This window comes from Natrialba magadii ATCC 43099 (assembly GCF_000025625.1).
In the GTDB taxonomy this organism is placed as follows: domain Archaea; phylum Halobacteriota; class Halobacteria; order Halobacteriales; family Natrialbaceae; genus Natrialba; species Natrialba magadii.
This window is the reverse complement of the sequence record NC_013922.1, coordinates 2,881,762-2,903,781: the sequence shown is the minus strand read 5'-3', so window position 1 is coordinate 2,903,781 and position 22,020 is coordinate 2,881,762. Positions and strand designations below refer to the sequence as shown.

Sequence of the window (22,020 nt, the reverse complement as noted above, 5' to 3'; positions counted from 1 at the left end):
TGAGCAGGGTGCGCTGGGTGCGCCAGGAGCACCGGGTGCTCGTCGAGTGTCGAGCAAATAATGACCGCATCCGAATCCGTCCCGCGTTCATACGTGGCGGGTATTGGGGCACGACTATAAATCACTGCACTCGTCGCAGCAGTGGAGTATCGTTGTCAGGTCTGGGAGGTTGGCGGGGCACGGTCGTCATGCTCGATGCTCACCTCACAGCTCTCAGTGACGAATCCGAAACTGTGCATCCGGCGACAGCGCCTCGATCACGCGACACGCGTTCTTCGAAAACGCCCGCCAGAGCTTGTCTTTGGAGACATCCAGCGTCAAAATCTCCATCACCGCGACGTTCGGATGACAGGCCGGCGCACCACTGCCAAAGAGGACGCGATCGGGGTGCTCGAGGAGCGCGCGCTCGAGTACGTCCCGATAGCGGACGAAACTCGTCTCGACGTAGCAGTCGTCGAACTCGGAAAGCAAGTCCACCATCTCGTGCATGTGGTCCCGGTCGAGGGGATGACCGCCGAAGTGTGCGACGACGACGGGGAACGAGCGGCCGAAGACGGTTTCGGCGAGCGCAGCCGGTGGCGCGTCCGCCCCACCGCGGACAATCAGCGGGAGGCCCACGTCATCGAGTGTCTCGAGTACTTCCTCGTCTGGCAGGCCGTCGGTGAGTGGATCGAGGACGAAGCCGTGAAAGCGGTCGTCGTAGGCGTACTTTTCGACGTCGTCGGGTGTCGTGTGGAAGTCTTTCCTGCCGCGGCAGCTGACGGCGTTGTGAAGGCGACTCGTGGCGGTTGCACTCGCTCGTCGCGTGCCGTTGATTCGGGCGAACGCGACGAACGGCCGGTCGACGCTGCGTCTGGCGACGCCGTTGTTGGCCGCGATATAGCTCGTTTCCGGTTCGGCCGGCGGAAAGACGACCGATCTGGTGATTCCTGCCTGATGCATCTCCCGTTCGAGGCGGTCAGGGGTAATCGTCCGACCGCGCGGTTCGCCGCGTCGTCCGGGGGCCAGCCGGGCGTAGCTGTCGACGACGCGAAACCCATGTTCCAGCTCCAGCATCCCACGCGGTAGTTGTGAGTCGAACCATATTTTGCTACCGACTCCGCGGATAACAGGCGACGGTTACGCGTCGCTGCAGGAATCGCAAGACGGAGGAGGTGCAAGAGGGAAACACTTATATAGAAGTGCTGACGACATTGTTAGTGAGGATTCAACCATGGCACAACAGCGACGCATGGGCGGGCAGCCCATGTTCATTATGAGCGAGGACAGCCAGCGAACACAGGGCCGTGACGCCCAGTCGTCTAATATTATGGCCGGCAAGGCAGTTGCCGAGGCCGTACGGACGACGCTCGGACCCCGTGGGATGGACAAAATGCTCGTCGACTCGAGTGGTGAGGTCGTCATCACCAACGACGGCGCGACCATCCTGAACGAGATGGACATCGAGCACCCCGCGGCCCAGATGATCGTCGAAGTCGCCGAGACTCAGGAGGAGGAAGTCGGCGACGGGACGACGACCGCAGGCGTGATCGCTGGCAACCTGCTCGGTGAAGCCGAGGACCTCATCGAACAGGATGTCCACGCCACGACCATCGTCGAGGGCTACCACGAGGCCGCATCGATCGCACAGGAAGCGATCGACGAGCAGGTCGGTGACGCCGCCGTCGACGACGAGATTTTAAAGCAGGTTGGCGAGTCCAGCATGACCGGCAAGGGCACCGGCGGTCTCACCGCCGAATCCCTCGCCGAGACGGTCGTCGAGGCCGTCCGCCACGTCGAGACCGACGACGGCGTCGCTCGCGATAACGTCACCGTCCACACCCAGGTCGGTGCCTCCTCGAACGCAACCGAACTCGTCCCTGGCATCGTCATCGACGAGGAGCCGGCCCACGAGGGTATGCCCTCGTCGGTCGAGGACGCGTCGATTGCTGTCCTCGACGTCGAACTCGGCGTTCGCACCGGCGACGTCGACGCGGAGTACGCCATCGACTCCATCGACCAGCTCAACGCGGCCATCGACGCCGAGGAGAGCGAAGTGCAGGGCTACGCCGAAACCGTCGCTGAAAGCGGCGCTGACGTCGTCGTCACCACGGACGACGTCGACGACCGCGTAAGCACGTTCCTCGCGAACGAGGGCATCCTCGTCTTCGAGAACGTCGGCAGCAGCGACACCAAGGACATCATCTCCGCAACCGGCGCCACCCGCGTCGGCGCTCTCGACGACCTCGAGGAGGCCGACTTCGGACACGCTGACCGCATCAGCGCCGAGAACTACGGCGACGACGATCTCGCGTTCATCGAGGGCGGCGCAGCCGCCGAGACCGTTACCGTCTTCGTCCGCGGCGGCACCGAACACGTCGTCGACGAACTCGAGCGCGCCATCGGTGACGCACTCGACGTCGTTGCGACCGCACTCGAGTCGGGCGAGGTCGTCCCCGGCGCAGGTGCCACCGAGATCGCCATCGCCGACAAGATCCGCCAGGAAGCCGCCGGGATCGAGGGCCGCAAACAGCTCGCTGTCACCGCCTTCGCGGACGCGCTCGACGTCGTGCCACGAACGCTCGCCGCGAACACCGGTCAGGACCCAATCGACGCACTCGTCGACCTCCGCGCCGCCCACGAATCCGAGGGCCGCGCCGGCCTGATCACCGACGGCGAAGACGTCACGATCGGCGACCCACTCGAGTCCGGTGTCGTCGACCCGGCCGATGTCAAGCGTGAAGCGGTCGAGAGCGCGACCGAAGCCGCGACGATGATCGTCCGTATCGACGACGTCATCGCTGCCGAGTAACGCGTTCGTCGCTGTCTTCCGACTTCCGCAGCGGTACGGGTGTACCGTGTTGCGGTTTTTTGTGTTTCGTTTGTGTTCGTCTGCGTTCGTCCGTGTACGTCCGCGTTCGTCTGTGTTCACCCGTCTTCGTCCGTATTTGTCCGTGTTCCGTAGTGATCCGTCTCCGTACGCGTTGCAAGAGGGAGCATCCGCACGGCATGCCGGAACCACTTTCCGAACGTTTGGGTAACGTATTCTGATGTTCGAACTGGTCCCGTCGACTGATTGGCCAATAGTGTTAAGTGTTAACACCCATACCCAGTAGTTGTTATGTCCGGCATGGCTCCAGTAGACAGACTGACGCCGGTCGACGAGGCGGTTGGACAGACCGTCTACTACGACGACACCCGTGGAACGTACCACATGTGGTGTGACGATAGCGAGTACGATCCCGTGACAACGTCGCTTCCGATCGCCATCTCTTCGATTACAGACGTTGAGCCAGCCGAACTCGAACCGCTCGCTGATAGCATTGATCCGGACGCCCTGGACACGCTGGTCACCGACTGGCGGCAGCGTTCGACACACCGGATCGGCGAGCGGACCGGTTCGATCTCGTTTCTGTTCGCCCAACACGGCGTGACGATTCACGACGACGGCGAGATCGTGATTGATCCCCAGCGAACTGACATCGTTGGCTAACGCACTATTGTATCCCAACTGTAACTATTCACACACTGACGTGCAGTGGCTACTATAGCCGTTTTCTGGCCCCTCTTGATCTGTTTGCCCGTGCCAATTAGCCCCAGCGCTGGCGCTCACAACTGTTCGGTCACCAGTTAGTGTTTCCTCGCTCGTCGTTCACCGCTACGAGTCGACCGCGGGGAACTCGAGTACCACTGCATTCCCAACCCCGAGGTCGAACGCCTCGTCGCCCCGTCCCTGGTTGACGTCGAGTTCGACGTAGCCGTGGCTCCCGACGGTTGCGAGGCGCTCGCCGACGGGAACGGCGGCGAAGGTGTCCACAGCCGGAACGCGTTCGCCGTTCGCGAGTACGTGGTTGCGGTCGTGGCCGTTGTCGTTGTCATTGTCGTGGTCACGGCCACCTGCCGTCAGAAACCGCCCCGGAACGTTCGTGATGGCGTTGCCGAAATCGTCGACGACGAGCACCTCCCCCTCGGCGCGGTCGTCGTCGACAGTTGCGCTCGGCAGCGTGCAGTCGACGACCGAGTCGGTCCGCTCGAGGAAAGGGAGTTCGAGCAGCTCGTCGCGCCGGTCGAGGCCAAACTCGTGAACGTCGCCAGCAGCGGGTGCGAACACGTCGCGGCCGTGGAACGTGTTGCTTGCTGGGCCAGCAGTGTTGTCATTGCTGCGCTGGGGACCACCCTGGCCCGCAACCGCCGGCGGCTCGAGTTCAGTTTCGTCGATGACGTAGTACTCGAGTACTCCTTTCACTGTCGTGCCACTGACGGATGCATCTTCGTCGACGCCTGCGAGTCGGCGGGCGACGGGTAGCAGGACGCCGTTGTCCGGCCCGACGAGGATGTGATCGCCCGCGCGGACGACGAGTGCATCGCGGTCGGTGCCGACGCCGGGGTCGACGACCACGAGGTGAACTGCGGGCGGGTAGTACGGCAGGATTTCGCGCAACCAGAAGGCGCTCGCCCGGATGTCCTGACGTGGGAAGTCGTGGGCGATGTCGACCAGTCTGGTGGTGGTGTCGGTGTTGGGAGTGGTGCTGGTAGTGGTGGACGGAGTGGGCGAGGTGGATGAAGTGACGGGAGTAGTTCCGGTGTCTGTGTCCGTCTCCGCGTCTGTACCCGTGGCCGTGCCTGTTCCTGTTCCTGCGCCAGTTCCCGTTTCAGCGCTGGCACCCACACGCTGACAGAGCACGCCCTTCATCGCCGCCGGATACGGCGACCCAAAGTCCGACGCGATCGTGATCATACTGTATCGAACTCGACGATTCAGGAAAGGCTGTTCGGAAGCGGACTCCCGGTCGGAGGGCGAGACTCCGCCGGCTCCTCACGCCTCGCCACGAACTGCCGCAACCAGCCAGGCAACCGCCCAGCAGACCACTGCCAGCAGGAACAGGGCGACCGCCTCGTGGCCGGTTACGCCAGCGACGGACTCGAGTCCAAGCGTCAGTGCGATCGACGCTGGTCGGAACCCGGGTCCCCAGAACTCCGCAAAGATGACGACGATCGGATAGCTCACGGCGGCGCTGGCGAGCGCACAGCACTCGAGACAGAGTAGGACGAACGTGCCGGGTCTGAGTGCAAGCTCTGTTCCCGACCTTGCTGCGTCGATGACTCGTCGGAGCACGACAAAACCCGGTGGCAGACCGGCGGTCAACGCCAGCGCGACTGCGTACATCGAAAGGCTCTGCAGCGTATTACTGAGTGCACCAAAACCGCTCGTCGGTGTCGTTACCTCGGTGACGACGGCGAGTGTTACGAGCATCCCACCGAGTGCAGCGACGCCGAGTATCGCTATCGCTGTCGCTACCCAGACTGATGGAAACCGAGACAAATCACGCCCCTGTGAGCGGTCTGGAACCGGGGTGTACACGCGCTACCCGCCGTTCGAATCCGAGCCGCTGACCATCTGAATGCGCTCGATGCCGCCGATTTCGCCGACGACTTCGACGACCGGTTCGGGGACGAGCGACTCCCAGTCGTCGCCGTTGATCATCCGTTCGCGAACCTCGGAGCCCTCGAGTACATCTCGGTTGAACATCGGGGACTGGCGGATTTCGATGTCGGCCTCGCGAAAGAGTTGGATGACGAGCGGGTTGTTCGAGTAGGCGACGTCGAAGTCAGGGCTCATGCTCTGGACGTGGCTCACCCAGACGGAGTTGCGTTCTAAGTCCTCGATGGGGACGGCGTAGGTGACGAGGTCGGTGTCGACGAGTGATTTGGTGATCATCATAATCCGTTCGCCGGCGGTGAATGGGTTGCGAATAGTATGAGAGTTGTCGGCGCTGCCGATGCCGAGGACGAGTTCGTCGACGTCGGCGGCGATGCGTTCGACCATGTTGTAATGGCCGTTGTGGAAGGGCTGAAAGCGGCCGATGTAGAACCCCCGGGTCATGCCGGATACTGTTTTGGCCTCGCGCTTAAGCGTGGCGAGTTGGTTGTACGCGATTCAGCTACGGTTGGCTTCAGGTGGTCAGGCGAATCTTGTTCAGAGGGTGGGGGAGGCGGGTTTGGTTCGAGGTTTGGTTCGAGGTTTGGTTCGAAGAGCCGAACACGCATGCACACCCACACATACGTCGCCGGCAGGTATGAACCGATTCGGAGTTCTCGTATGCACAACCGGTTTCTAGCTGTGAGTGTCTAGGAAACTAACGGTTGTTCGTTCGTCACGTACGACTGCGTTCGGCCGCGTTCGATACCATACTGTCCAGATTGAAGACGTGTCCATTAGCCTCCCTATCCGCTGTTTTCGGCACTCGACACGATTCGACGCATGGAGAAAGTATATCAGTGGCAATCCCTTCGAAACAGGTACCGAACAGAGTTCTATGAGCAACGATACGAACGTTGACGACCCTCCCGAGGACGCCTCCGGAGCTGCGCCGGACGAGGAACAGGCGCAGGAGTCGGAGCGGGAGCCCGAGCGCACGGAGGAGCGTTCGGAGTCTCATGCCCCCGCATCCAACTCGCAGTCTACGGAGCAAGAGCGTCAGGGAGACCGGTCGCCGACCGATGAAACCGGTGACCCAGATGATGTCGACGGCGGAACTGATGTCACCAGCGACGAGGGCGAACAGGATAGTACGATTACCGTCGGAAACGACGGCCTTGGAACCAGTGAGTCCGACGAGCGGGATGATGCCGGTTCTACCGGTTCTGGCGGTGCTGTCGATAGTACTGACCGTGGCGACGACGACATTGAGACCGTCGAAGACCTCGGTAGTACGGTCGAAGTCGATCCAGGTGTCGAAGTAGACGAGGAGATTGCCGAAGACGACCTCCTCGGTGGTCTCCAGATCGATTCGACCGAGGACATCGAGGTCCCCGACCGACTCGTCGATCAGGTCATCGGGCAGGACGAAGCGCGGGATATCATCATCAAGGCAGCAAAGCAGCGCCGGCACGTGATGATGATCGGTTCCCCGGGGACTGGCAAGTCGATGCTGGCGAAGGCGATGAGTCAGCTCCTGCCACAGGAGGACCTGCAGGATGTCTTGGTCTATCACAACCCGGACGACGGCAACGAGCCGAAGGTTCGCACCGTCCCAGCAGGGAAAGGTGAACAGATCATCGACGCGCACAAGGAGGAAGCGCGAAAGCGCAACCAGATGCGCTCGATCCTGATGTGGATCATCATCGCGATCATCATCGGCTACACGATCCTCAGCCCGGCGAGTATCCTGATGGGGATCATCGCAGCTGGTGTTATCTGGCTGATCTTCCGCTACACCAGCCGCGGCACGGACGCAATGGTGCCGAACATGATCGTCAACAACGGCGAGCAGCGCCAGGCACCGTTCGAGGACGCGACCGGCGCTCACGCCGGCGCGCTGCTGGGCGACGTTCGTCACGACCCGTTCCAGTCCGGTGGGATGGAGACGCCATCTCACGACCGCGTCGAACCGGGTTCGATCCACAAGTCCAACAAGGGCGTGCTGTTCGTCGACGAGATCAACACGCTCGACGTGCGCACCCAGCAGAAGCTGATGACGGCGATCCAGGAAGGCGAGTTCTCGATCACCGGCCAGTCCGAGCGTTCCTCGGGCGCGATGGTCCAGACGGAGCCCGTCCCCTGTGATTTCGTCATGATCGCTGCAGGGAACTTAGACGCGATGGAGAACATGCACCCCGCACTCCGCAACCGTGTCAAAGGATACGGGTACGAGGTCTACATGGACGACACCATCGAGTCCACGCCGGAGATGCGCCGGAAGTACGCCCGGTTCATCGCCCAGGAGGTCGAACGCGACGGTCGCCTGCCACACTTCACCCGTGACGCCGTCGAGGAACTGCTCCTCGAGGCCAAGCGCCGCTCGGGCCGGAAGAACCACCTGACGCTGCACTTCCGCAGCCTCGGTGGACTTGTCCGCGTCGCTGGCGACATCGCCCGCGCCGAGGACCGCGACCGCACGACTCGCGACGACGTGCTCCAGGCCAAGCAGCGCTCCCGGTCGATCGAACAGCAGCTGGCCGACGACTACATCGAGCGCCGCAAGGACTACGAACTGCAGGTCACCGACGACGGCGTCGAAGGCCGCGTCAACGGCCTCGCAGTCATGGGCGAAGACTCGGGGATCATGCTGCCCGTCATGGCAGAGATCGCGCCCGCACAGGGTGGCGGTCAGGTCATCGCCACCGGGAAGCTCAAGGAGATGGCCGAGGAGTCCGTCCAGAACGTTTCGGCGATCATCAAGAAGTTCTCCGACGTTGACCTCTCGGAGAAGGACATCCACATCCAGTTCGTCCAGGCCGGCCAGCAGGGTGTCGACGGAGACTCCGCCTCCATCACGGTGGCAACCGCCGTCATCTCCGCACTGGAGGACATCCCGGTCAACCAGTCGGTCGCGATGACCGGTTCGCTGTCGGTCCGTGGCGACGTGCTCCCGGTCGGTGGGGTGACCCACAAGATCGAAGCCGCCGCCAAGGCCGGCTGTAGCAAGGTCATCATTCCGAAGGCCAACGAGCAGGACGTGATGATCGAAGACGAGTACGACGAGATGGTCGAGATCATCCCCTGTGAAAACATCAGCGAAGTGCTCGATGTCGCCCTCGAGGGCGAACCGAAGAAGGACTCGCTCGTCGACCGCCTGAAGTCGATCACCGGCTCGGCGTTCGACCAGCAGACGGTCGGCTCCGCAAGCGGGTCGAACCCAAGTCCACAGTAACGACAGGAGGGTCGATCGATGGTACAGTGGACGGCGTTCGCGGCGATCACGGGCGTCGTCCTCGTGTTGTTGCTCGTTCTTTCGCATCTCACACAGTCGTCGTTTGCTGATGCTGATACTGACACTGGTGATGGTGAACACGATGGTGCCGGCACCGGTGCCGGTACCACTACAACCACCACTGATACTGTCACCACTGATTCTACCGCTTACTCACCGTCAGCGGACACTGCGACGTCCACAGACGTACCGACGGAACCCGATCAGGATCGTCCCGTGTCGGTTACCGAAACCGACACTGAGGACAGCGACCGACCACACGACACAGCACGTTCTCCCTCCCGTGCCCAGCGCGACGAAATCGACCCCACCGATCTCTCGACCGGAATGCTCCTTGCGAACGTCGCCATCTCGCAGGGTCTCTTCCTCTTGCTCATCCTCGGCGCAATTCTCTACACCGGTATCCCAGCATGGGCACTCGGCATCGAGTTCAGCGTCGACTACCTCACGACCGGACTCCTCATCGGCACAGTCGCCGGCATCCTTCTCTACATCGGGAACGAATTCGGTGCCGCACTCGCGACACGATTCGGCTTCGACCACGACGAACGGCTCCGGTCGATGCTCGCTCCCGACTCCGCACGCGGCTGGCTCGTCCTCCTGCTCGTCGTCCTCCCAATCATCGCCATCTTCGAGGAACTGCTCTTTCGCGCCGCGCTCATCGGCGTCCTCTCGGCCGGCTTCGACATCTCACCGTGGCTGCTCGCCGTCTTCTCGTCGATCGCGTTCGCGCTCGGCCACGGCATGCAAGGCACCGTCGGCATTATCGTCACCGGCGCACTCGGCCTCGTCCTCGCCGCCCTGTTCATCGTCACCGGCAGCTTCCTCGTCGTCGTCGTCGCTCACTACCTGATCAACGCACTCGAGTTCGTCGTGCACGAAGCGATCGGACTCGAGTGGAGTGAGTCGTTGGTGGGGACAGAGTCAGCGTCTACACCCTCCTCCACGTCTGCGGCGTCCGATTCGGACCTCGAGGAGTGACACGAAATCCGAACGGTAACAATTCTACGCGAAGACAATGGGGTATGAGTCGTAGTGACGCCGTACCGGATGCAGCGTATCGTGCGATCTTTCTCGGAATTATCCTCTACTTCGCGCTGGTCGTCTACAGTGCGATGACTGGTGACGTGATCGCGTCGCTTGCCGCCGAGTTCGTCTTCGGGACGATCGCGATCGGTGTCGGGGTCGTCTTGTTCGATCTGTCGGATGGTGAGCTCTCGGCGGCGTTAGGCGGTGCCGTCTTTCTGATCGTGGGCGGGATCACACAGTTTGGGGCGCTGTTCGCGCAGTCGCCGACACTCGATCAGGTGTCGTCGCTGCTGGTCTTCGTCGGGATTGGACTGTATCTGTACGTGACGTGGACGGCAGAGTAAGAGTCGACTGACAGTACAACTATAGTTCTTCGAGCGAGCGCAGTTTTTGCTCAACAGCCGGGGGTGCAGCACTTGGCCCGTCGCGGACGCGGTGGTCGGGGATCAGAATTGGGGCCGGGTTCTCGTCGAGCGCGGTCCGAACCAGGATGACGTCGTCCTGATCGTCGGGGTCGAGGTTGGGCGTCATCTGTGTGAGCGTGGCGACGTCGACCTGGTCACCGTAGGGAATTGACCGCACTTGCTCGAGTACGGCGCGCTGATCGGTCGGAATCGTCAGTGCGACCTGTACGTCGTCGAACGTCACCGGCTCGAGGCCGTCTAAGTACTCGAAGACCTGATCGAGTACTGGATGGTCGGTTCCGGCGTCGTCCTCGGGTGTGTCTGGAAAGGAAACGGTCAGCACACGCCCGCTGGCGGCACCGAGCTGTACGTACCGGTCGAGATACGTCGACTCCCGCGCGTAGATCCCGGCGTCCGTAACGTCCTCCATACGCGGTCCGTAGGGAATACGGCCTTGAATAGTCGCCGGTCGTCGCCGTGAGCAGCGGCGGATGGCGCAACACTTTTGTACAAATGAGTACGTTGATGTACAACAATGACTTCTGGTACGGAGCTCGCACCACCGGTGCAATCCATTCTCGCAGCCGCCACCGAGCGCGCTGGGGAGGTGCGCACCCAGGGACGAGCACCGCTCGATGTCGATGCGCGGTCGTTTCCCGACGCGGCCGCGCGGACTGAACACGACGGCCGGGTACCGGTCATCGCAGAGGTGAAACCGACGAGTCCGACGACGGACGGCACGCGCGAGGACGACCCTGCCGAACTGGCCGAAGCGATGGTTGCAGGCGGTGCAACGGCAATCTCAGTATTGACTGAACCAACCCACTTCGGCGGCTCGCCGGACGCCCTGCGGCAGGTTCGAGAGGCCGTCGACGTCCCCGTCCTCCGGAAGGACTTCATCCTCGAGGAGGCGAGTCTGGACGTGGTCGAATCCGATCTGATCCTCTTGATTGCCCGATTCGTCGACAATCTCGCTGACCTCGTGGCGGCCGCTCGTGAGCGCGGCTTCCAGCCCCTCGTCGAGGTTCACGACCGCGAGGAACTCGCTGACGCACTCGACGCCGGCGCGACGCTCATCGGAGTGAACAACCGAGATCTCGCGCAACTCGAGGTCGATCTGGGGACGTTCGAATCGGTCGCACCGCACGCGAAGCGACTCTGTCGCCTCGATGAGTCGAGCGGTGGAACCGCGAGACAGGACCCGGACGATGTCACGCTGATCGCCGAAAGCGGGATTTCTACTCCTGCGGACGTCCGTCGGATGCGCGACGCGGGCGCGGACGCGTTACTGGTCGGAAGCGCCATCATGGACCACGGCGCTGACGGCGATGTGACGGCCAACACGCGACGACTGGTGGAGGCAGCAGAACCGACAGCAACGACGGAGACACGCACACAGACATGAGCGAAACCGAATCAAACCCACCCGCCGAGGACGAACCGAACCGCGAGCGTACGTTCGGCGACTACGGCGGTCAGTACGTTCCGGAGGCACTGATGCCCGCCCTGCAGGAACTCGAGGACGCCTACCAGCGATACGTCCTCGACAACGAGGACGGGTTCATGGACGAGTTTCGCGAGCGGATGCGCGACTTCGGCGGCCGACCGACGCCGCTGCAGCGTGCGGATCGGCTCAGCGAGCGTTACGGTCGCGAGATCTACCTCAAGCGCGAGGACCTCGTCCACGGCGGCGCACACAAGCTGAACAACGCGCTCGGCCAGGTACTGCTCGCGAAATACATGGACAAAGAGCGGATCATCGCCGAGACCGGCGCTGGCCAGCACGGGACGGCCACCGCGATGGCGGCGGCCCACCTCGACATGCCCTGCGAGATCTACATGGGCCGGACCGACGTGAACCGCCAGCGCCCGAACGTCTACCGGATGCGGATGAACGGTGCCGAGGTCAACCCCGTCGACGCCGGCAGCGGCACCCTGAAGGAGGCGATCAACGAGACGATGCGCGACTGGGCAACCACCGTCGAACGCACCCACTACGTCATCGGCTCTATCGTCGGCCCACACCCGTTCCCGCGGCTGGTGCGTGACTTCCAGTCCGTCATCAGCGCCGAGGCTCGCGACCAGATACAGGAACAGGCCGGTCGACTCCCCGACAGCGTCGTCGCCTGCGCTGGCGGCGGCTCGAACACGATGGGGACATTTCACGAGTTCGTACCGGACTCGAGTGTCGACCTCTACGCAGTCGAAGCCGGCGGCTCGAGTCTCGAGATCGATCAGGACGAGGGACTCGCACCCAACTCCGCGACGCTCTCGACGGGCACCGACGGCGTCCTCCACGGCGCGATGACGAAACTCCTCCAGACCACCGACGGCCAGATCGTCGAATCTCACAGCGTGAGCGCGGGGCTTGACTACGCCGGCGTCGGGCCGGAGCTCTCACACCTCGTCGACACCGGCCGCGTGACACCGGCAAGTGTCGACGACGACGCTGCACTCAACGCCTTCCACCGACTCTCGAATCTCGAGGGAATTATCCCGGCGCTGGAATCGAGTCATGCCCTCGGATACCTTGAAGAAAACCACGCGGAACTCGGCGACCTCGTCGTCGTCAACGTCTCCGGACGCGGCGACAAGGATCTGGAGACGGTACTCGAGGAGACCGAGAAACGCGACCTCGACGCTGCGCCGGACGTGGAGGTGTTCGATACATGAGCGGTGAACAGACAGCGGCGATAGACAGCGACATTGAGGCCGCCATCCGCGAGGACCACCCCGCGCTCATTACGTACATCACGGCGGGTGACCCCTCGCTCGAGGACACCAAGGAATACGTCGAGGCCCTTGACCGCGGCGGGTCGGACCTGATCGAACTCGGACTGCCGTTTTCCGAACCGATCGCCGAGGGCCCGACCATCCAGGCCGCGATCAACCGCGCGCTCGACGCCGGGACGACGCCCGCGCGGTTCTTCGAACTCGTGGACGAACTCGAGACGGACGCGCCGCTGCTGGTGATGACGTACTACAACATGATCCTCCAGTACGGCTCTGAACCCGATGTCCGTCCGTTCGTGGAGCGAGCAGCCGACGCGGGCCTCTCGGGGATCATCGTTCCCGACCTCCCCGCGGAGGAGGCGGACCCGCTCCGTGACGCCTGCGACGACTACGGCCTCGATCTCGTCTTCATCGTCGCGCCGACGACCGCCGGCGAGCGCCTGGACCGAATCATGTCCCAGGTCTCGGGCTTCGCCTACGTTCAGGCCCGACTCGGGACGACCGGCGCGCGAGCGGATGTCTCGAACGCGACCCACGACAGCCTGACTCGGCTCTCCGAGTACGATGTCCCCAAGGCCGTCGGCTTCGGCGTCAGCGAGGGCGACCACGCCGCCGAAATCATCGAGGCCGGCGCGGACGGAGTCATCGTCGGCAGCGCGCTCGTCGACATCATCGCCGAGCACGGCACCGGCGACGCGCCCGCGGCGGATGCACTCGAGTCCAAGGCGCGCGAACTCAAGCGGGGGGCGCGCCGCGGCGGCGAGCAGGGACAGCGGAACGGACACGAGCGGCGGCGGGAAGAAGCACCGGAACCAGAACAGCCATAACCGCAAGTTTGCTATACACTCGCAATGACTACAGCAGGACTCACAGCACGACTGAATCGAATCGGCACAGACGACTCGTACGTAATTATCCCGATGGACCACGGGCTCACGATGGGGGCCGTCCAGGGACTGAAGGATATCGAATCGACTATCGACGGCGTCACCCGCGGCGGTGCGGACGCCGTCCTCACGCAGAAGGGGATCGCCCCGCGTGTCCACGATAACACGAACGGGAAGGGCTACATCGTCCATCTCAACGGTTCGACGACGATCGGTCCGGACGAGCAGGATAAACGTCTGACCGGAACCGTCGAAGAGGCGATTCGTGCCGGTGCTGATGCCGTCTCCTTCCACATCAACGTCGGCTCTGATTACGAACCCGAACAGACCAGCCAGCTTGCAGACGTGACGCGAAAAGCGGGTCAGTTTGGGATTCCGGTGCTCGCGATGGCCTACGCTCGCGGCCCCGGCGTCGACTCCGAGGACCCAGAGGCGCTCGGCCACGCGGTCCGTCTCGCCGAAGAGGTCGGTGCAGATATCGTGAAAACAGGCTACAGCGGCGACGCCGAGAGCTTCCAGCACGTCGTCGAATCAACTCGCCTGCCGGTCGTCATCGCCGGCGGCTCGAAGGGCACCGACCGAGAGACGGTGGAGATGGTCCGTGGCGTCATGGACGCCGGCGGGTCTGGCGTCTCGATGGGCCGGTCGATCTTCCAGCACGAGAACCCAGAGGCTATCACCCGCGCGGTCTCCGGTGTCGTCCACGACGACCTGTCGACGGAGGATGCGCTCGCAAAGGCCGGTCTCGCACTCGAAGTCGAACACTGAGCACTGAGAACTGAGCACTGACCCGGATCTCGGATCACCGATCACCGCTCGCTACGGTTGGTTACTGTTCTTCTCGGACTTTTGGCGCTCTCGACGTTCTCGTCACGTCCGTTTCACTCATCACACTCTCCACACTCTCCACACTCTCCACACTCGCCACTCAAACGCCGTTTTCTGGCCTGATCTCGAGTGGGTCGCTTTCGACGAGGTCATCGACGATTGCACCGCCCACACGGGCCGCGTTGTCGAGCGCCAGCGCCAGACTGGCCTCGTTCCCGTCGAAACTCTCCTCGACGGACTGGCCGGGCGCTGCGCGGTCGTAGTTCGCCACGGCGCGCACGCTCAGATACCGATCGCGGAGGTCGAAGCGCTCGAGTGCGGTTGCCGTCGCGGCGTCTTCCATCTGGGTCGTCAGGTACGGTGAGACTCCGTAGGCGTCACAGAGCCACTCGACCTCGCGGGCGTAGCGCGGGCCGTGCCAGAACTCGTCGCCGCAGACAGTCGGGCCGCGCTCGACCGCAGGACCTGCCTCCGGCGCGCCTGGGTATCGGTCCTGATACGCCTGCGCGTCAGCATCCGTTCGAAGCGAGACATCGGTGGCGGCCTCGCAGGCGGCATTGACGAGTGCGTCCTCGAGATCGTGGACGTAGTCGTGCGGTCGGTACGCGAGGAGGTCGAGCCCGGCGTCAGGGTCGTCGCTGCCCTCGTTGGGTTCGGGACGAACCGTGTGATCCGCCTGTGCCTCGTGATCCGCCTGCGTCTCGTGATTCCCGTCCGTCGCCCGATCCCAGCGATGCTTTCGATCCCAGTCGACCACCGCGTCGGCGATGGCGACGGATCCGAGTGCGATCCGTTCCGGCGGTCCGCCTGCGATCCCCGCCGAGACGACGTAGGCGGCCGAGAGGTCGATTTCGGACGAGGCGAGCAGTGCCGTCACCGTTGTCGCCGCGTCGCTCTTGCCGATGCCGGTCGTCGTGATCGCGACGCCGGCGGCCGTCAGGTAGACTGGCGTTTTCACACCCGTGATCGAGAAAGCGTCGACGATGGCGGTGCGCTCGAGCCAGGGTCGGCGCTCGGTTAGCGGCGGTTCCGCGACGGCTGGGAGCACTAGCGCCGCGGGGCGGATCGACTTGCCCGGATCCGGCTCCCGCGGTTCCGGAACTGCGAGGTCGTTCATGCTGTGGCGGTTGCAGCGAACGGGCAAAGACGCACCGACCGCAGTCGTGATCGTGGTTGTGGTCGTGGTCGGAAACAGATCACGTCCACCGGAGACGGCAAAACCGTGTACAACGTCGTCTTCTGGACCGGAAGAATTTCAGTCACCGTCTGCGTTCCCAGCCCCTAGACGTGACCGACGGCGAACAGCTCACGATCGACGACGAAATCATCGCACGGGCGCGGATCCACGCCCGCGAAGTCGTCGCCGACAGCGACCTGACGCTCGATCTGTCCGCACTCGAGTGGGATGTCTCCGCGCGGGCAAAGCGCCGGGCGGGACTCTGTCGCTGGCGGGCGAATTGCGAGGAGGCGACGATCGTGCTGGCGCGGCGGGCGTACGAGCGCTACGAGTGGTCGGAGTTCGCCGCGGTCGTCAGGCACGAACTCGTCCACGCCTGGGAGTACCAGCAGTTTGGCGAATCAGGACACGGGCCGCGGTTTCGCGAGCGGGCGGCCGACCTGGACGCGCCGCGACACTGTCGGTCGTTTTCGGAGCCGCGGTACGTGTTGCGCTGTCTCGACACCGACTGCGAGTGGTCGGCCAAACGCCATCAGGCGTCGAAGCCGGTTCGTGCGCCGGACGGCTATCGCTGCGGCGTGTGTGGGAGCGAGTACGAGGTCGAGCACGTCGAGAGTGGCCGAACGTGGTCGTCGTCGAGCGGCTACGGTGGGGTGAAGGCGGCGCTGGGTGATGAGTGGTAGTGTGTTGTTGTGTCGTCTGCTTGCCCGTTGTCGGTTGCCCACCACCCACGTCACATGAGACGTGAGATACATGAGACGTGAGACGTGAGACGTAACCGAGCGCGGAACACTTATTCGGCGCTGTGGACCTGTTCTAGACATGGGACTATTCGATCTAATGCTCGGCTCGTCCGAGCCGGGCGAACAGGGCGTGGAGGGGCAGTCGTACACGCTTCCGAAGGAGACACACGACTTCGTCTACCCCATCGCCGTCCGCCGCGAGGAGGTAGTCGCCTTCGAGAAACTAATCGAGGCCGAGGCTGACGCGCCATACATAGAAGAGGAGACCGAGGAACTGCAGGACGTCTTCGACGACGTGCTTGGTGACGCCGGTATCGATGCTTCGGACCTCGCCGAACAGAAACGACAGACGCGCCGTGTTGTCGAGCCTGTCATCGAACACTGGCGCGAGCAGGTCGGCGCTGCTGGGGAACGCACCAGTGAGAGTGCTGATGACAGCAGCCATACCGACAGCAACACCGACGCTAGCAGCCACACCGACAGCAACACCATCACCACCGTCTACGCCCGACCCGGCACCGACGACCGGCTACTCGCGTTCACCAAACTGTGCAAGCAACGCGACGACCAGCCAGACGACCCGTTCGAACTCCCCGACTCGTTCGCCGACGCAGCCGCCCTCCTGACTCGCCTGCAGGACGCGACCGACAGCCAGTACCGCGCGGTCGTCCACACGGACCTTCTCGAGTAGGTCCGAAACTGCAACTCAGGACTCGTCGGACACGCCACAGCCATCTCCTCAGAGAATCGCCTCGAACGACTCTAGCGTCCCAAGCTCGTACGTTGGCTGGTGTACCGTCGGATCGCCGTGTTGCACCTGATTCTCGAGTTCGATCCAGGCTGAATCGAGCCCGATCGCGTTCGCACCGCCGACATCCGCGTGCAACGAGTCACCGATGTGAATCGCCGTCTCCGGCGTCGCCTCGAGCTCTCGAAGCGCGTACTCGAACGGTGCAGTGTCCGGCTTTGGAAAGATGCCGGCCGCCGGATCCGTAAAGACACGCACGTCGAACGCATCCTCGATGTCGAGCGCGCGGAGCTTCTGCGTTTGCGTCTCGCGGCCGCCGTTCGTAATCAGGCCGACCGGCCCCTGTTCGCGAGCGAACTCGAGTGCCGTCTTCGCCCCGGGTCGAAACTCGACGGCGGTCGGGTCCTCGCGTTCGAGGTAGGCCGCGGCGAGTTCCGCTGGACCGTCGGAGCCGAGTCGATCCTGGACGTGTGGCTCGGCCTGTGTGGCGACGGTCGAGAAGAGCGATTCGTAGAACTCGCGGGCGGTCTCTGCCGTCGGGAGGTCCGGAATCGCGGCTCGGAGGTCGGCGGGCGTGCAGAACGGCTCGATACCGGCGTCGTCGAACGTGCCAGCGAGGAGAGTGTCCGGATCCTGGATGGGTTCGCAGAGAGTGCTGTCGAGATCGAAATAAATCGCGTCGTAAGCTGCCATTGTGTGTACGTACGAACGCGACGGTTCTGAACGTTTCGTCGTGATCCGCTCCACACGAGTTGGCCGTTGGTCTCTGTGAGAGTCCACTGATTCGATAGGTGTTATTTCGGAGGCGGTCGTTGTCGGCGTATGGACGTCGTCAAGCGAGTGCACATCGTGCCGCTGGGCTACGAGTACGACCGAATCGTCGAACCGATTCGTCGCCAGCGCGCCGACCTCGTCTACCTCCTCGAACACGACGGTGGGTCGCTGACAGATTACGGCAAGGCGAGCGAATCGCCGGTTCCGGGACCTGAATCGACTGCTGGCATGGATCACGCTGGCTCCAGTTCTGGTGATCCCGCTGACACCGCAACTCCCGCCGATACCGCGACTCCCACCGACGGCAACGGTCCACCCGCAACGTACCACGACGAGTTACGCGACGAACTCGAGTCTATCGTGCCGGACGTCCAGACGTGGGAGTGCGATCTCACGGACGTCTACGCCGTCCTCGGTGCCGTGACGACGATCGCCTCGAAGCACGCCGCCGACGACGTCTCGGTCAACGTCTCCGGCGGCGGGACCATCGCCGCAATCGGGGCGACGATGGCCTGTATGGACGTCTCGACCGACGCGCGGGCGTTCTACGTCGAACCGGAGACCTACGCCCACGATGGGTCGGTCGAGCCGGCATCGACCGGGATCGACGAAGTCGACGGGCTGCCGACGTACCCGATCGACTCGCCGACTGCGGACCAGATCGCCATCATGGGATTTCTCCGCGATCCGGCCTCGTGGGACGGCTACCACGACGACCGGACTGCACCACCGAAAAAGAAGGATCTCATCGAGTTCGCGCGCGACCACGGCCTCTCGTTTATGGCTGATCGTCAGTCGCCCGACGAGCGAACCGGGGAGGACAAAGGGGCGTTTCGCGTCCTCGATACGCACGTGCTGGACCCGCTCGAAGCCGACGGTTACGTTACGATCGAATCCGTCGGCCGTCGCAGAGTCGTCTCACTCACCGAGCAGGGTGACAACGCGTATCGGGCATTCAAGCACAAACTCTCGGACTTGGACCAACAGAACAACTCGTAGCACGTCACAGCTCACGACCGACGCCGCCTGTCGTCTCGCTTCTCCCGTTGTCAATCACACTGTCTGGCGTCGTGCCACCAGCGTCGCGAGCGTCGTTCCGAGCCGGGCGAACTCGAGATCCGAACGCAGTCGGTCGGCGTGAGCCTGTAATCCATCTTCGTCGAGTCCGAACGGGGCGGCGTCCTCACAGCGGGTTGCAGCAGCCTCCACACGGCCGAGTAGCCAGGGGGCTGTGTCAGCGAACGTCGGACTCCACTGCTGGGTGTGGTGGGCGGGCACTGCTGACGATTCGGCAGCGCGCGCTGCGGCCAGCAACTCCTCGACGACGATGAGTCGCCGGCGGAGGGTGCGAATCGTCGATGCGTCAGCGGGTGGGGTCAGCGTACTCGCGATAGCTGCGTCGGCCCTCGACACCGCGTCGGGGTCCGCATCGAACACAGCCGCGAGCCGCTCACACTCGAGTGTCGCGTGCCGGCTGCGCCGACTCGCGAGTCGAATTGCCCCCAGGACGGCAGCGGGGCGACCGTACTCGAGTGTTGCCAGTTCACCGGCGTGGGCGAACGCTGCACGGGCAACCGGGCCGAGTGCGTCGGCATCCAGTTGGTCGATGGCCTCACCGACCGTGATGACGGAGTCGGATGCGTCCGTTGCATCCGTGGTATCCGTCTCGGCTGGGGTGGTTGTCGCGTCCGCGTCGTCGGATTCGAACTGGCGCTGACCCATGGTTAGACTATGTCTGGATAGAGTATTAGTTACTTCTACAAAAGTATCGATACTATCGATACTATCGATACTATCAGTACTATCTTACTACCGGGATACACGGATCGTTAGTACACGCTTCCGCCGCCATCGCTCCCGCCAACATGAGACAACGCTCATCGACATCGCCTGCCAGATCCGCCACGTTCAAGCCGGTTCCCTTCGACCGTCGAGTCATGACACGATCCGTCTGGATCAAAGCCGACGACACCGTCGGCGACTGGGACGACCGCCGTGCCCGTATCACGGCCGCACTCGAGGCCGGCGCGGACTGGGTACTGGTCGACGAGAAGGACGTCGAACGCGTGCGCGAACTCGGCGACATCAACGTCGCTGCGTTCCGAACCGATGGCGACGTGACGCTGGTCGACGATGCGGAAGCCGATGTCGACGACGACACTGACACCGAAAGCACCGGCGTCGACGAACTCGACGAAATCGACAACGTCGGCGATCCCGAGAACCTCGATGTGGAACTCTCCGCTGAGACGGGCAACGGCACAGCTGCCGATGCCGTCATCGTCGGCAAGGACGGCGAGGGCGACGCGACGATCGACCTGCCAAACGACTTCTCCGGTTCGGCCGACCTCTCGACACTGCGTCGTGACGGCGACAAGGACATCGACCGCGGCGCCTACGTCCGCATCCTCGACACCGAGTACGAGGCGTTCGCCGAAGCCGCCGCCGAGGAGGGAGAGTACACCATCGTCATCGGCGAGGACTGGACGATCATTCCACTCGAGAACCTGATCGCTCGCATCGGTGAGGAGACCGATCTCATTGCGGGCGTCACCAGCGCCGAGGAGGCCAAAACCGCCTTCGAAACGCTCGAGCTCGGCTCCGATGCGGTCCTCCTCGATTCCGATAACCCCGACGAGATTAGACGAACGGTCGAGGTTCGCGACGAGGCAGAACGCGAATCGCTCGACCTCCAGTACGCCGAGGTGACCGACGTCGAGCAAATCGGCAGCGCGGATCGAGTGTGTGTCGACACCGGGAGCCTCCTCGAGCACGACGAAGGGATGCTCGTCGGGTCGATGAGTCGCGGTCTCGTCTTCGTCCACGCCGAGACGGCCGAGTCGCCGTACGTCGCCTCACGCCCCTTCCGGGTCAACGCGGGTGCGGTCCACGCCTACGTGCGGACGCCAGACGGCGGGACGAAGTACCTCTCTGAACTGCAGAGCGGCGACGAGGTGCAGGTCGTCGATACGAACGGCAACACGCGCGAAGCGATCGTCGGCCGAGTCAAAATCGAAAAGCGACCGATGTTCCGCGTGGCCTTAGAAACCGACGACGGCGACCACATCGAGACGCTGCTCCAGAACGCCGAGACGATCAAGGTCGCAACCGGCGACGGTCGAACGGCCGTCACGGATCTCGCAGCCGGTGACGAACTCCTGTTGTACTACGAGGATACGGCGCGTCACTTCGGCGAAGCGGTCGAGGAGAGTATCATCGAAAAGTAGAGTAGCCTCGGTTCGGGACACCGACTCGAGTAGGTTCGCCGGGTTGTGACCCAAATCGGTTCGTCCACGGCGGTTGCAGCGTCAAGAACAGTGTGGTTTTGCGGACGGAACAACGTCGCGACCGGAAAAGTGGTGCTGGCTGATGCGGATCAGCTGGATCGGTTGCATTGGCCGAATCAGCTGGATCGGTTGTATTGGCCGAATCAGCTGGATCGGTTGCATTGGCCGAATCAGCCGGATTAGCGGGGTATTGCCGGTGTTGGTACTGATACCACTACTATGCTACTACTGCTGTCACTGCCGAGGCGGCTCTTCAACATGCTCTGCAGCACCATCTGCATCCGCCTCAGCCGCCGCGGGTTCGAGTCGCGTCGTACACCAGTGACAGAACGTCAGGTCCTCGTCCAGTTCCTTGCCACACTCCGGACAGGACGGTCCACCCTCACCGTCTGCGTTCGTGTTCGACCCCGGTGGGAAGCCGAGTCCGCGGAACGTCGCGTCGATTGCGGCGAACAGAGCGATAAAGGAGAAGAGGAACTGCGTAATCGTATCCGTCTCGTCGGCGACCGCAGTCATACTCTCGGAGACTGAGTCGGCCGCGGCGATCTCTCCGGTCGGGAGAAAGACCACTGCTGCAGAGATGAACAGTCCGCCGAAAATGAGCGCACGGATCCAGTCACGGATCAGTGCGTGGCCGACGCCGGGGAGGAACAGAGAGACGCCGCCGGCAACGAGGGCACGAAGCCATGTCATCGTGTGTAATGATATGAGAGGCGA

22 protein-coding genes are annotated in these 22,020 nt (G+C 63.2%); 13 read left to right on the top strand and 9 right to left on the bottom strand.

All coding sequences use genetic code 11. From position 1 onward, the window contains the following. Positions 1–213: 213 nt before the first annotated feature. Complete coding sequence (locus tag NMAG_RS13605) at positions 214–1,056, bottom strand: amidohydrolase family protein (RefSeq protein WP_004214868.1); 843 nt, start codon at positions 1,054–1,056, stop codon at positions 214–216. Between the two features lie 190 nt (positions 1,057–1,246). On the opposite strand from NMAG_RS13605, the gene thsA reads away from it, so the two are divergent. Further along, positions 1,247–2,791 carry a thermosome subunit alpha gene (thsA, locus tag NMAG_RS13600; RefSeq protein WP_004214869.1) on the top strand — a complete coding sequence of 515 codons (1,545 nt, stop codon included), beginning with the start codon at positions 1,247–1,249 and terminating at the stop codon, positions 2,789–2,791. Positions 2,792–3,100: 309 nt separating this feature from the next. Continuing rightward, on the top strand, positions 3,101–3,472 hold the full coding sequence (locus NMAG_RS13595) for a HalOD1 output domain-containing protein (RefSeq protein WP_004214870.1): 372 nt from the start codon (positions 3,101–3,103) through the stop codon (positions 3,470–3,472). 165 nt (positions 3,473–3,637) lie between these two features. Here the strand turns inward: NMAG_RS13595 and NMAG_RS13590 are convergent, their stop codons facing one another. The 3 genes from NMAG_RS13590 to NMAG_RS13580 all read right to left on the bottom strand — a co-directional run bounded on the left by NMAG_RS13590 (position 3,638) and on the right by NMAG_RS13580 (position 5,863). Continuing rightward, entirely contained in the window at positions 3,638–4,717 is a 1,080-nt protein-coding gene (locus tag NMAG_RS13590; RefSeq protein WP_004214871.1) for an SAM hydrolase/SAM-dependent halogenase family protein, read from the bottom strand. A 78-nt stretch (positions 4,718–4,795) separates the two neighbouring features. Next, positions 4,796–5,233 (bottom strand): hypothetical protein, encoded by a 438-nt coding sequence (locus NMAG_RS13585; protein WP_004214872.1) that lies wholly within the window; start codon positions 5,231–5,233, stop codon positions 4,796–4,798. Between the two features lie 111 nt (positions 5,234–5,344). After that, the gene (locus tag NMAG_RS13580) at positions 5,345–5,863 is read right to left on the bottom strand and encodes a nicotinamide-nucleotide adenylyltransferase (protein ID WP_004214873.1); all 519 of its coding nucleotides are present in this window, start codon (positions 5,861–5,863) and stop codon (positions 5,345–5,347) included. A 433-nt stretch (positions 5,864–6,296) separates the two neighbouring features. Between NMAG_RS13580 and lonB the strand changes: the two genes are divergently transcribed. The 3 genes from lonB to NMAG_RS13565 are packed head-to-tail and all read left to right on the top strand — an operon-like array spanning position 6,297 to position 10,066. After that, positions 6,297–8,633 (top strand): ATP-dependent protease LonB, encoded by a 2,337-nt coding sequence (lonB, locus tag NMAG_RS13575; RefSeq protein ID WP_004214874.1) that lies wholly within the window; start codon positions 6,297–6,299, stop codon positions 8,631–8,633. A gap of 18 nt (positions 8,634–8,651) precedes the next feature. Next, complete coding sequence (locus tag NMAG_RS13570) at positions 8,652–9,674, top strand: CPBP family intramembrane glutamic endopeptidase (RefSeq protein WP_004214875.1); 1,023 nt, start codon at positions 8,652–8,654, stop codon at positions 9,672–9,674. A gap of 44 nt (positions 9,675–9,718) precedes the next feature. Further along, positions 9,719–10,066, top strand: coding sequence for a hypothetical protein (locus NMAG_RS13565; protein WP_004214876.1), 348 nt, complete (start codon positions 9,719–9,721; stop codon positions 10,064–10,066). A gap of 19 nt (positions 10,067–10,085) precedes the next feature. On the opposite strand, the gene NMAG_RS13560 is transcribed toward NMAG_RS13565, so the two are convergent. Beyond that, positions 10,086–10,556 (bottom strand): MGMT family protein, encoded by a 471-nt coding sequence (locus tag NMAG_RS13560; protein WP_004214879.1) that lies wholly within the window; start codon positions 10,554–10,556, stop codon positions 10,086–10,088. 105 nt (positions 10,557–10,661) lie between these two features. On the opposite strand from NMAG_RS13560, the gene trpC reads away from it, so the two are divergent. From trpC to NMAG_RS13540, 4 genes are read left to right on the top strand one after another with little or no spacing between them, the layout of a single operon-like run. Beyond that, positions 10,662–11,531 carry an indole-3-glycerol phosphate synthase gene (gene trpC, locus NMAG_RS13555; protein ID WP_004214880.1) on the top strand — a complete coding sequence of 290 codons (870 nt, stop codon included), beginning with the start codon at positions 10,662–10,664 and terminating at the stop codon, positions 11,529–11,531. Beyond that, positions 11,528–12,799 carry a tryptophan synthase subunit beta gene (gene trpB / locus NMAG_RS13550; protein WP_012996734.1) on the top strand — a complete coding sequence of 424 codons (1,272 nt, stop codon included), beginning with the start codon at positions 11,528–11,530 and terminating at the stop codon, positions 12,797–12,799. Before trpC ends, trpB begins: the two co-directional genes overlap by 4 nt. Next, on the top strand, positions 12,796–13,686 hold the full coding sequence (gene trpA, locus NMAG_RS13545) for a tryptophan synthase subunit alpha (RefSeq protein ID WP_004214884.1): 891 nt from the start codon (positions 12,796–12,798) through the stop codon (positions 13,684–13,686). Before trpB ends, trpA begins: the two co-directional genes overlap by 4 nt. A gap of 24 nt (positions 13,687–13,710) precedes the next feature. Continuing rightward, positions 13,711–14,514 carry a 2-amino-3,7-dideoxy-D-threo-hept-6-ulosonate synthase gene (locus NMAG_RS13540; RefSeq protein ID WP_004214886.1) on the top strand — a complete coding sequence of 268 codons (804 nt, stop codon included), beginning with the start codon at positions 13,711–13,713 and terminating at the stop codon, positions 14,512–14,514. Between the two features lie 160 nt (positions 14,515–14,674). Here NMAG_RS13540 and NMAG_RS13535 read toward each other — a convergent pair whose 3' ends face one another. Then, positions 14,675–15,691 carry a phosphorylase family protein gene (locus NMAG_RS13535; RefSeq protein ID WP_004214888.1) on the bottom strand — a complete coding sequence of 339 codons (1,017 nt, stop codon included), beginning with the start codon at positions 15,689–15,691 and terminating at the stop codon, positions 14,675–14,677. A 170-nt stretch (positions 15,692–15,861) separates the two neighbouring features. Here NMAG_RS13535 and NMAG_RS13530 point away from each other — a divergent pair, with 170 nt between their 5' ends. After that, the gene (locus NMAG_RS13530) at positions 15,862–16,434 is read left to right on the top strand and encodes a SprT family zinc-dependent metalloprotease (RefSeq protein WP_004214889.1); all 573 of its coding nucleotides are present in this window, start codon (positions 15,862–15,864) and stop codon (positions 16,432–16,434) included. A 139-nt stretch (positions 16,435–16,573) separates the two neighbouring features. Further along, positions 16,574–17,185: a hypothetical protein gene (locus tag NMAG_RS13525; protein ID WP_012996733.1), complete on the top strand. Its 612-nt coding sequence runs from the start codon at positions 16,574–16,576 to the stop codon at positions 17,183–17,185. 48 nt (positions 17,186–17,233) lie between these two features. On the opposite strand, the gene NMAG_RS13520 is transcribed toward NMAG_RS13525, so the two are convergent. Beyond that, on the bottom strand, positions 17,234–17,935 hold the full coding sequence (locus NMAG_RS13520; protein ID WP_012996732.1) for an HAD family hydrolase: 702 nt from the start codon (positions 17,933–17,935) through the stop codon (positions 17,234–17,236). A gap of 129 nt (positions 17,936–18,064) precedes the next feature. On the opposite strand from NMAG_RS13520, the gene NMAG_RS13515 reads away from it, so the two are divergent. Beyond that, positions 18,065–19,015: an HFX_2341 family transcriptional regulator domain-containing protein gene (locus NMAG_RS13515; RefSeq protein ID WP_004214895.1), complete on the top strand. Its 951-nt coding sequence runs from the start codon at positions 18,065–18,067 to the stop codon at positions 19,013–19,015. A gap of 54 nt (positions 19,016–19,069) precedes the next feature. Here the strand turns inward: NMAG_RS13515 and NMAG_RS13510 are convergent, their stop codons facing one another. Further along, positions 19,070–19,738, bottom strand: coding sequence for a hypothetical protein (locus tag NMAG_RS13510; protein ID WP_004214897.1), 669 nt, complete (start codon positions 19,736–19,738; stop codon positions 19,070–19,072). Positions 19,739–19,953: 215 nt separating this feature from the next. Here NMAG_RS13510 and NMAG_RS13505 point away from each other — a divergent pair, with 215 nt between their 5' ends. After that, positions 19,954–21,243: a 3-dehydroquinate synthase II gene (locus tag NMAG_RS13505; protein ID WP_004214898.1), complete on the top strand. Its 1,290-nt coding sequence runs from the start codon at positions 19,954–19,956 to the stop codon at positions 21,241–21,243. Positions 21,244–21,537: 294 nt separating this feature from the next. Here the strand turns inward: NMAG_RS13505 and NMAG_RS13500 are convergent, their stop codons facing one another. Next, positions 21,538–21,996, bottom strand: a complete 459-nt coding sequence (locus NMAG_RS13500) for a DUF7575 domain-containing protein (RefSeq protein ID WP_004214899.1) — start codon at positions 21,994–21,996, stop codon at positions 21,538–21,540. Positions 21,997–22,020: the final 24 nt, after the last annotated feature.

Excerpts from the sequence above, each read along its gene's own strand:
- NMAG_RS13505 (WP_004214898.1), top strand. The coding sequence starts at position 19,954 with ATGACACGATCCGTCTGGATCAAAGCCGACGACACCGTCGGCGACTGG.
- NMAG_RS13500 (WP_004214899.1), bottom strand. The coding sequence starts at position 21,996 with ATGACATGGCTTCGTGCCCTCGTTGCCGGCGGCGTCTCTCTGTTCCTC.
- NMAG_RS13525 (WP_012996733.1), top strand. The coding sequence starts at position 16,574 with ATGGGACTATTCGATCTAATGCTCGGCTCGTCCGAGCCGGGCGAACAG.
- NMAG_RS13535 (WP_004214888.1), bottom strand. The coding sequence starts at position 15,691 with ATGAACGACCTCGCAGTTCCGGAACCGCGGGAGCCGGATCCGGGCAAG.
- thsA (WP_004214869.1), top strand. The coding sequence starts at position 1,247 with ATGTTCATTATGAGCGAGGACAGCCAGCGAACACAGGGCCGTGACGCC.
- trpC (WP_004214880.1), top strand. The coding sequence starts at position 10,662 with ATGACTTCTGGTACGGAGCTCGCACCACCGGTGCAATCCATTCTCGCA.
- NMAG_RS13510 (WP_004214897.1), bottom strand. The coding sequence starts at position 19,738 with ATGGGTCAGCGCCAGTTCGAATCCGACGACGCGGACGCGACAACCACC.
- NMAG_RS13585 (WP_004214872.1), bottom strand. The coding sequence starts at position 5,233 with ATGCTCGTAACACTCGCCGTCGTCACCGAGGTAACGACACCGACGAGC.
- NMAG_RS13565 (WP_004214876.1), top strand. The coding sequence starts at position 9,719 with ATGAGTCGTAGTGACGCCGTACCGGATGCAGCGTATCGTGCGATCTTT.
- NMAG_RS13570 (WP_004214875.1), top strand. The coding sequence starts at position 8,652 with ATGGTACAGTGGACGGCGTTCGCGGCGATCACGGGCGTCGTCCTCGTG.
- NMAG_RS13520 (WP_012996732.1), bottom strand. The coding sequence starts at position 17,935 with ATGGCAGCTTACGACGCGATTTATTTCGATCTCGACAGCACTCTCTGC.
- NMAG_RS13590 (WP_004214871.1), bottom strand. The coding sequence starts at position 4,717 with ATGATCACGATCGCGTCGGACTTTGGGTCGCCGTATCCGGCGGCGATG.
- NMAG_RS13515 (WP_004214895.1), top strand. The coding sequence starts at position 18,065 with ATGGACGTCGTCAAGCGAGTGCACATCGTGCCGCTGGGCTACGAGTAC.
- NMAG_RS13605 (WP_004214868.1), bottom strand. The coding sequence starts at position 1,056 with ATGCTGGAGCTGGAACATGGGTTTCGCGTCGTCGACAGCTACGCCCGG.
- NMAG_RS13580 (WP_004214873.1), bottom strand. The coding sequence starts at position 5,863 with ATGACCCGGGGGTTCTACATCGGCCGCTTTCAGCCCTTCCACAACGGC.
- NMAG_RS13540 (WP_004214886.1), top strand. The coding sequence starts at position 13,711 with ATGACTACAGCAGGACTCACAGCACGACTGAATCGAATCGGCACAGAC.
- NMAG_RS13595 (WP_004214870.1), top strand. The coding sequence starts at position 3,101 with ATGTCCGGCATGGCTCCAGTAGACAGACTGACGCCGGTCGACGAGGCG.
- trpA (WP_004214884.1), top strand. The coding sequence starts at position 12,796 with ATGAGCGGTGAACAGACAGCGGCGATAGACAGCGACATTGAGGCCGCC.
- NMAG_RS13560 (WP_004214879.1), bottom strand. The coding sequence starts at position 10,556 with ATGGAGGACGTTACGGACGCCGGGATCTACGCGCGGGAGTCGACGTAT.
- lonB (WP_004214874.1), top strand. The coding sequence starts at position 6,297 with ATGAGCAACGATACGAACGTTGACGACCCTCCCGAGGACGCCTCCGGA.
- trpB (WP_012996734.1), top strand. The coding sequence starts at position 11,528 with ATGAGCGAAACCGAATCAAACCCACCCGCCGAGGACGAACCGAACCGC.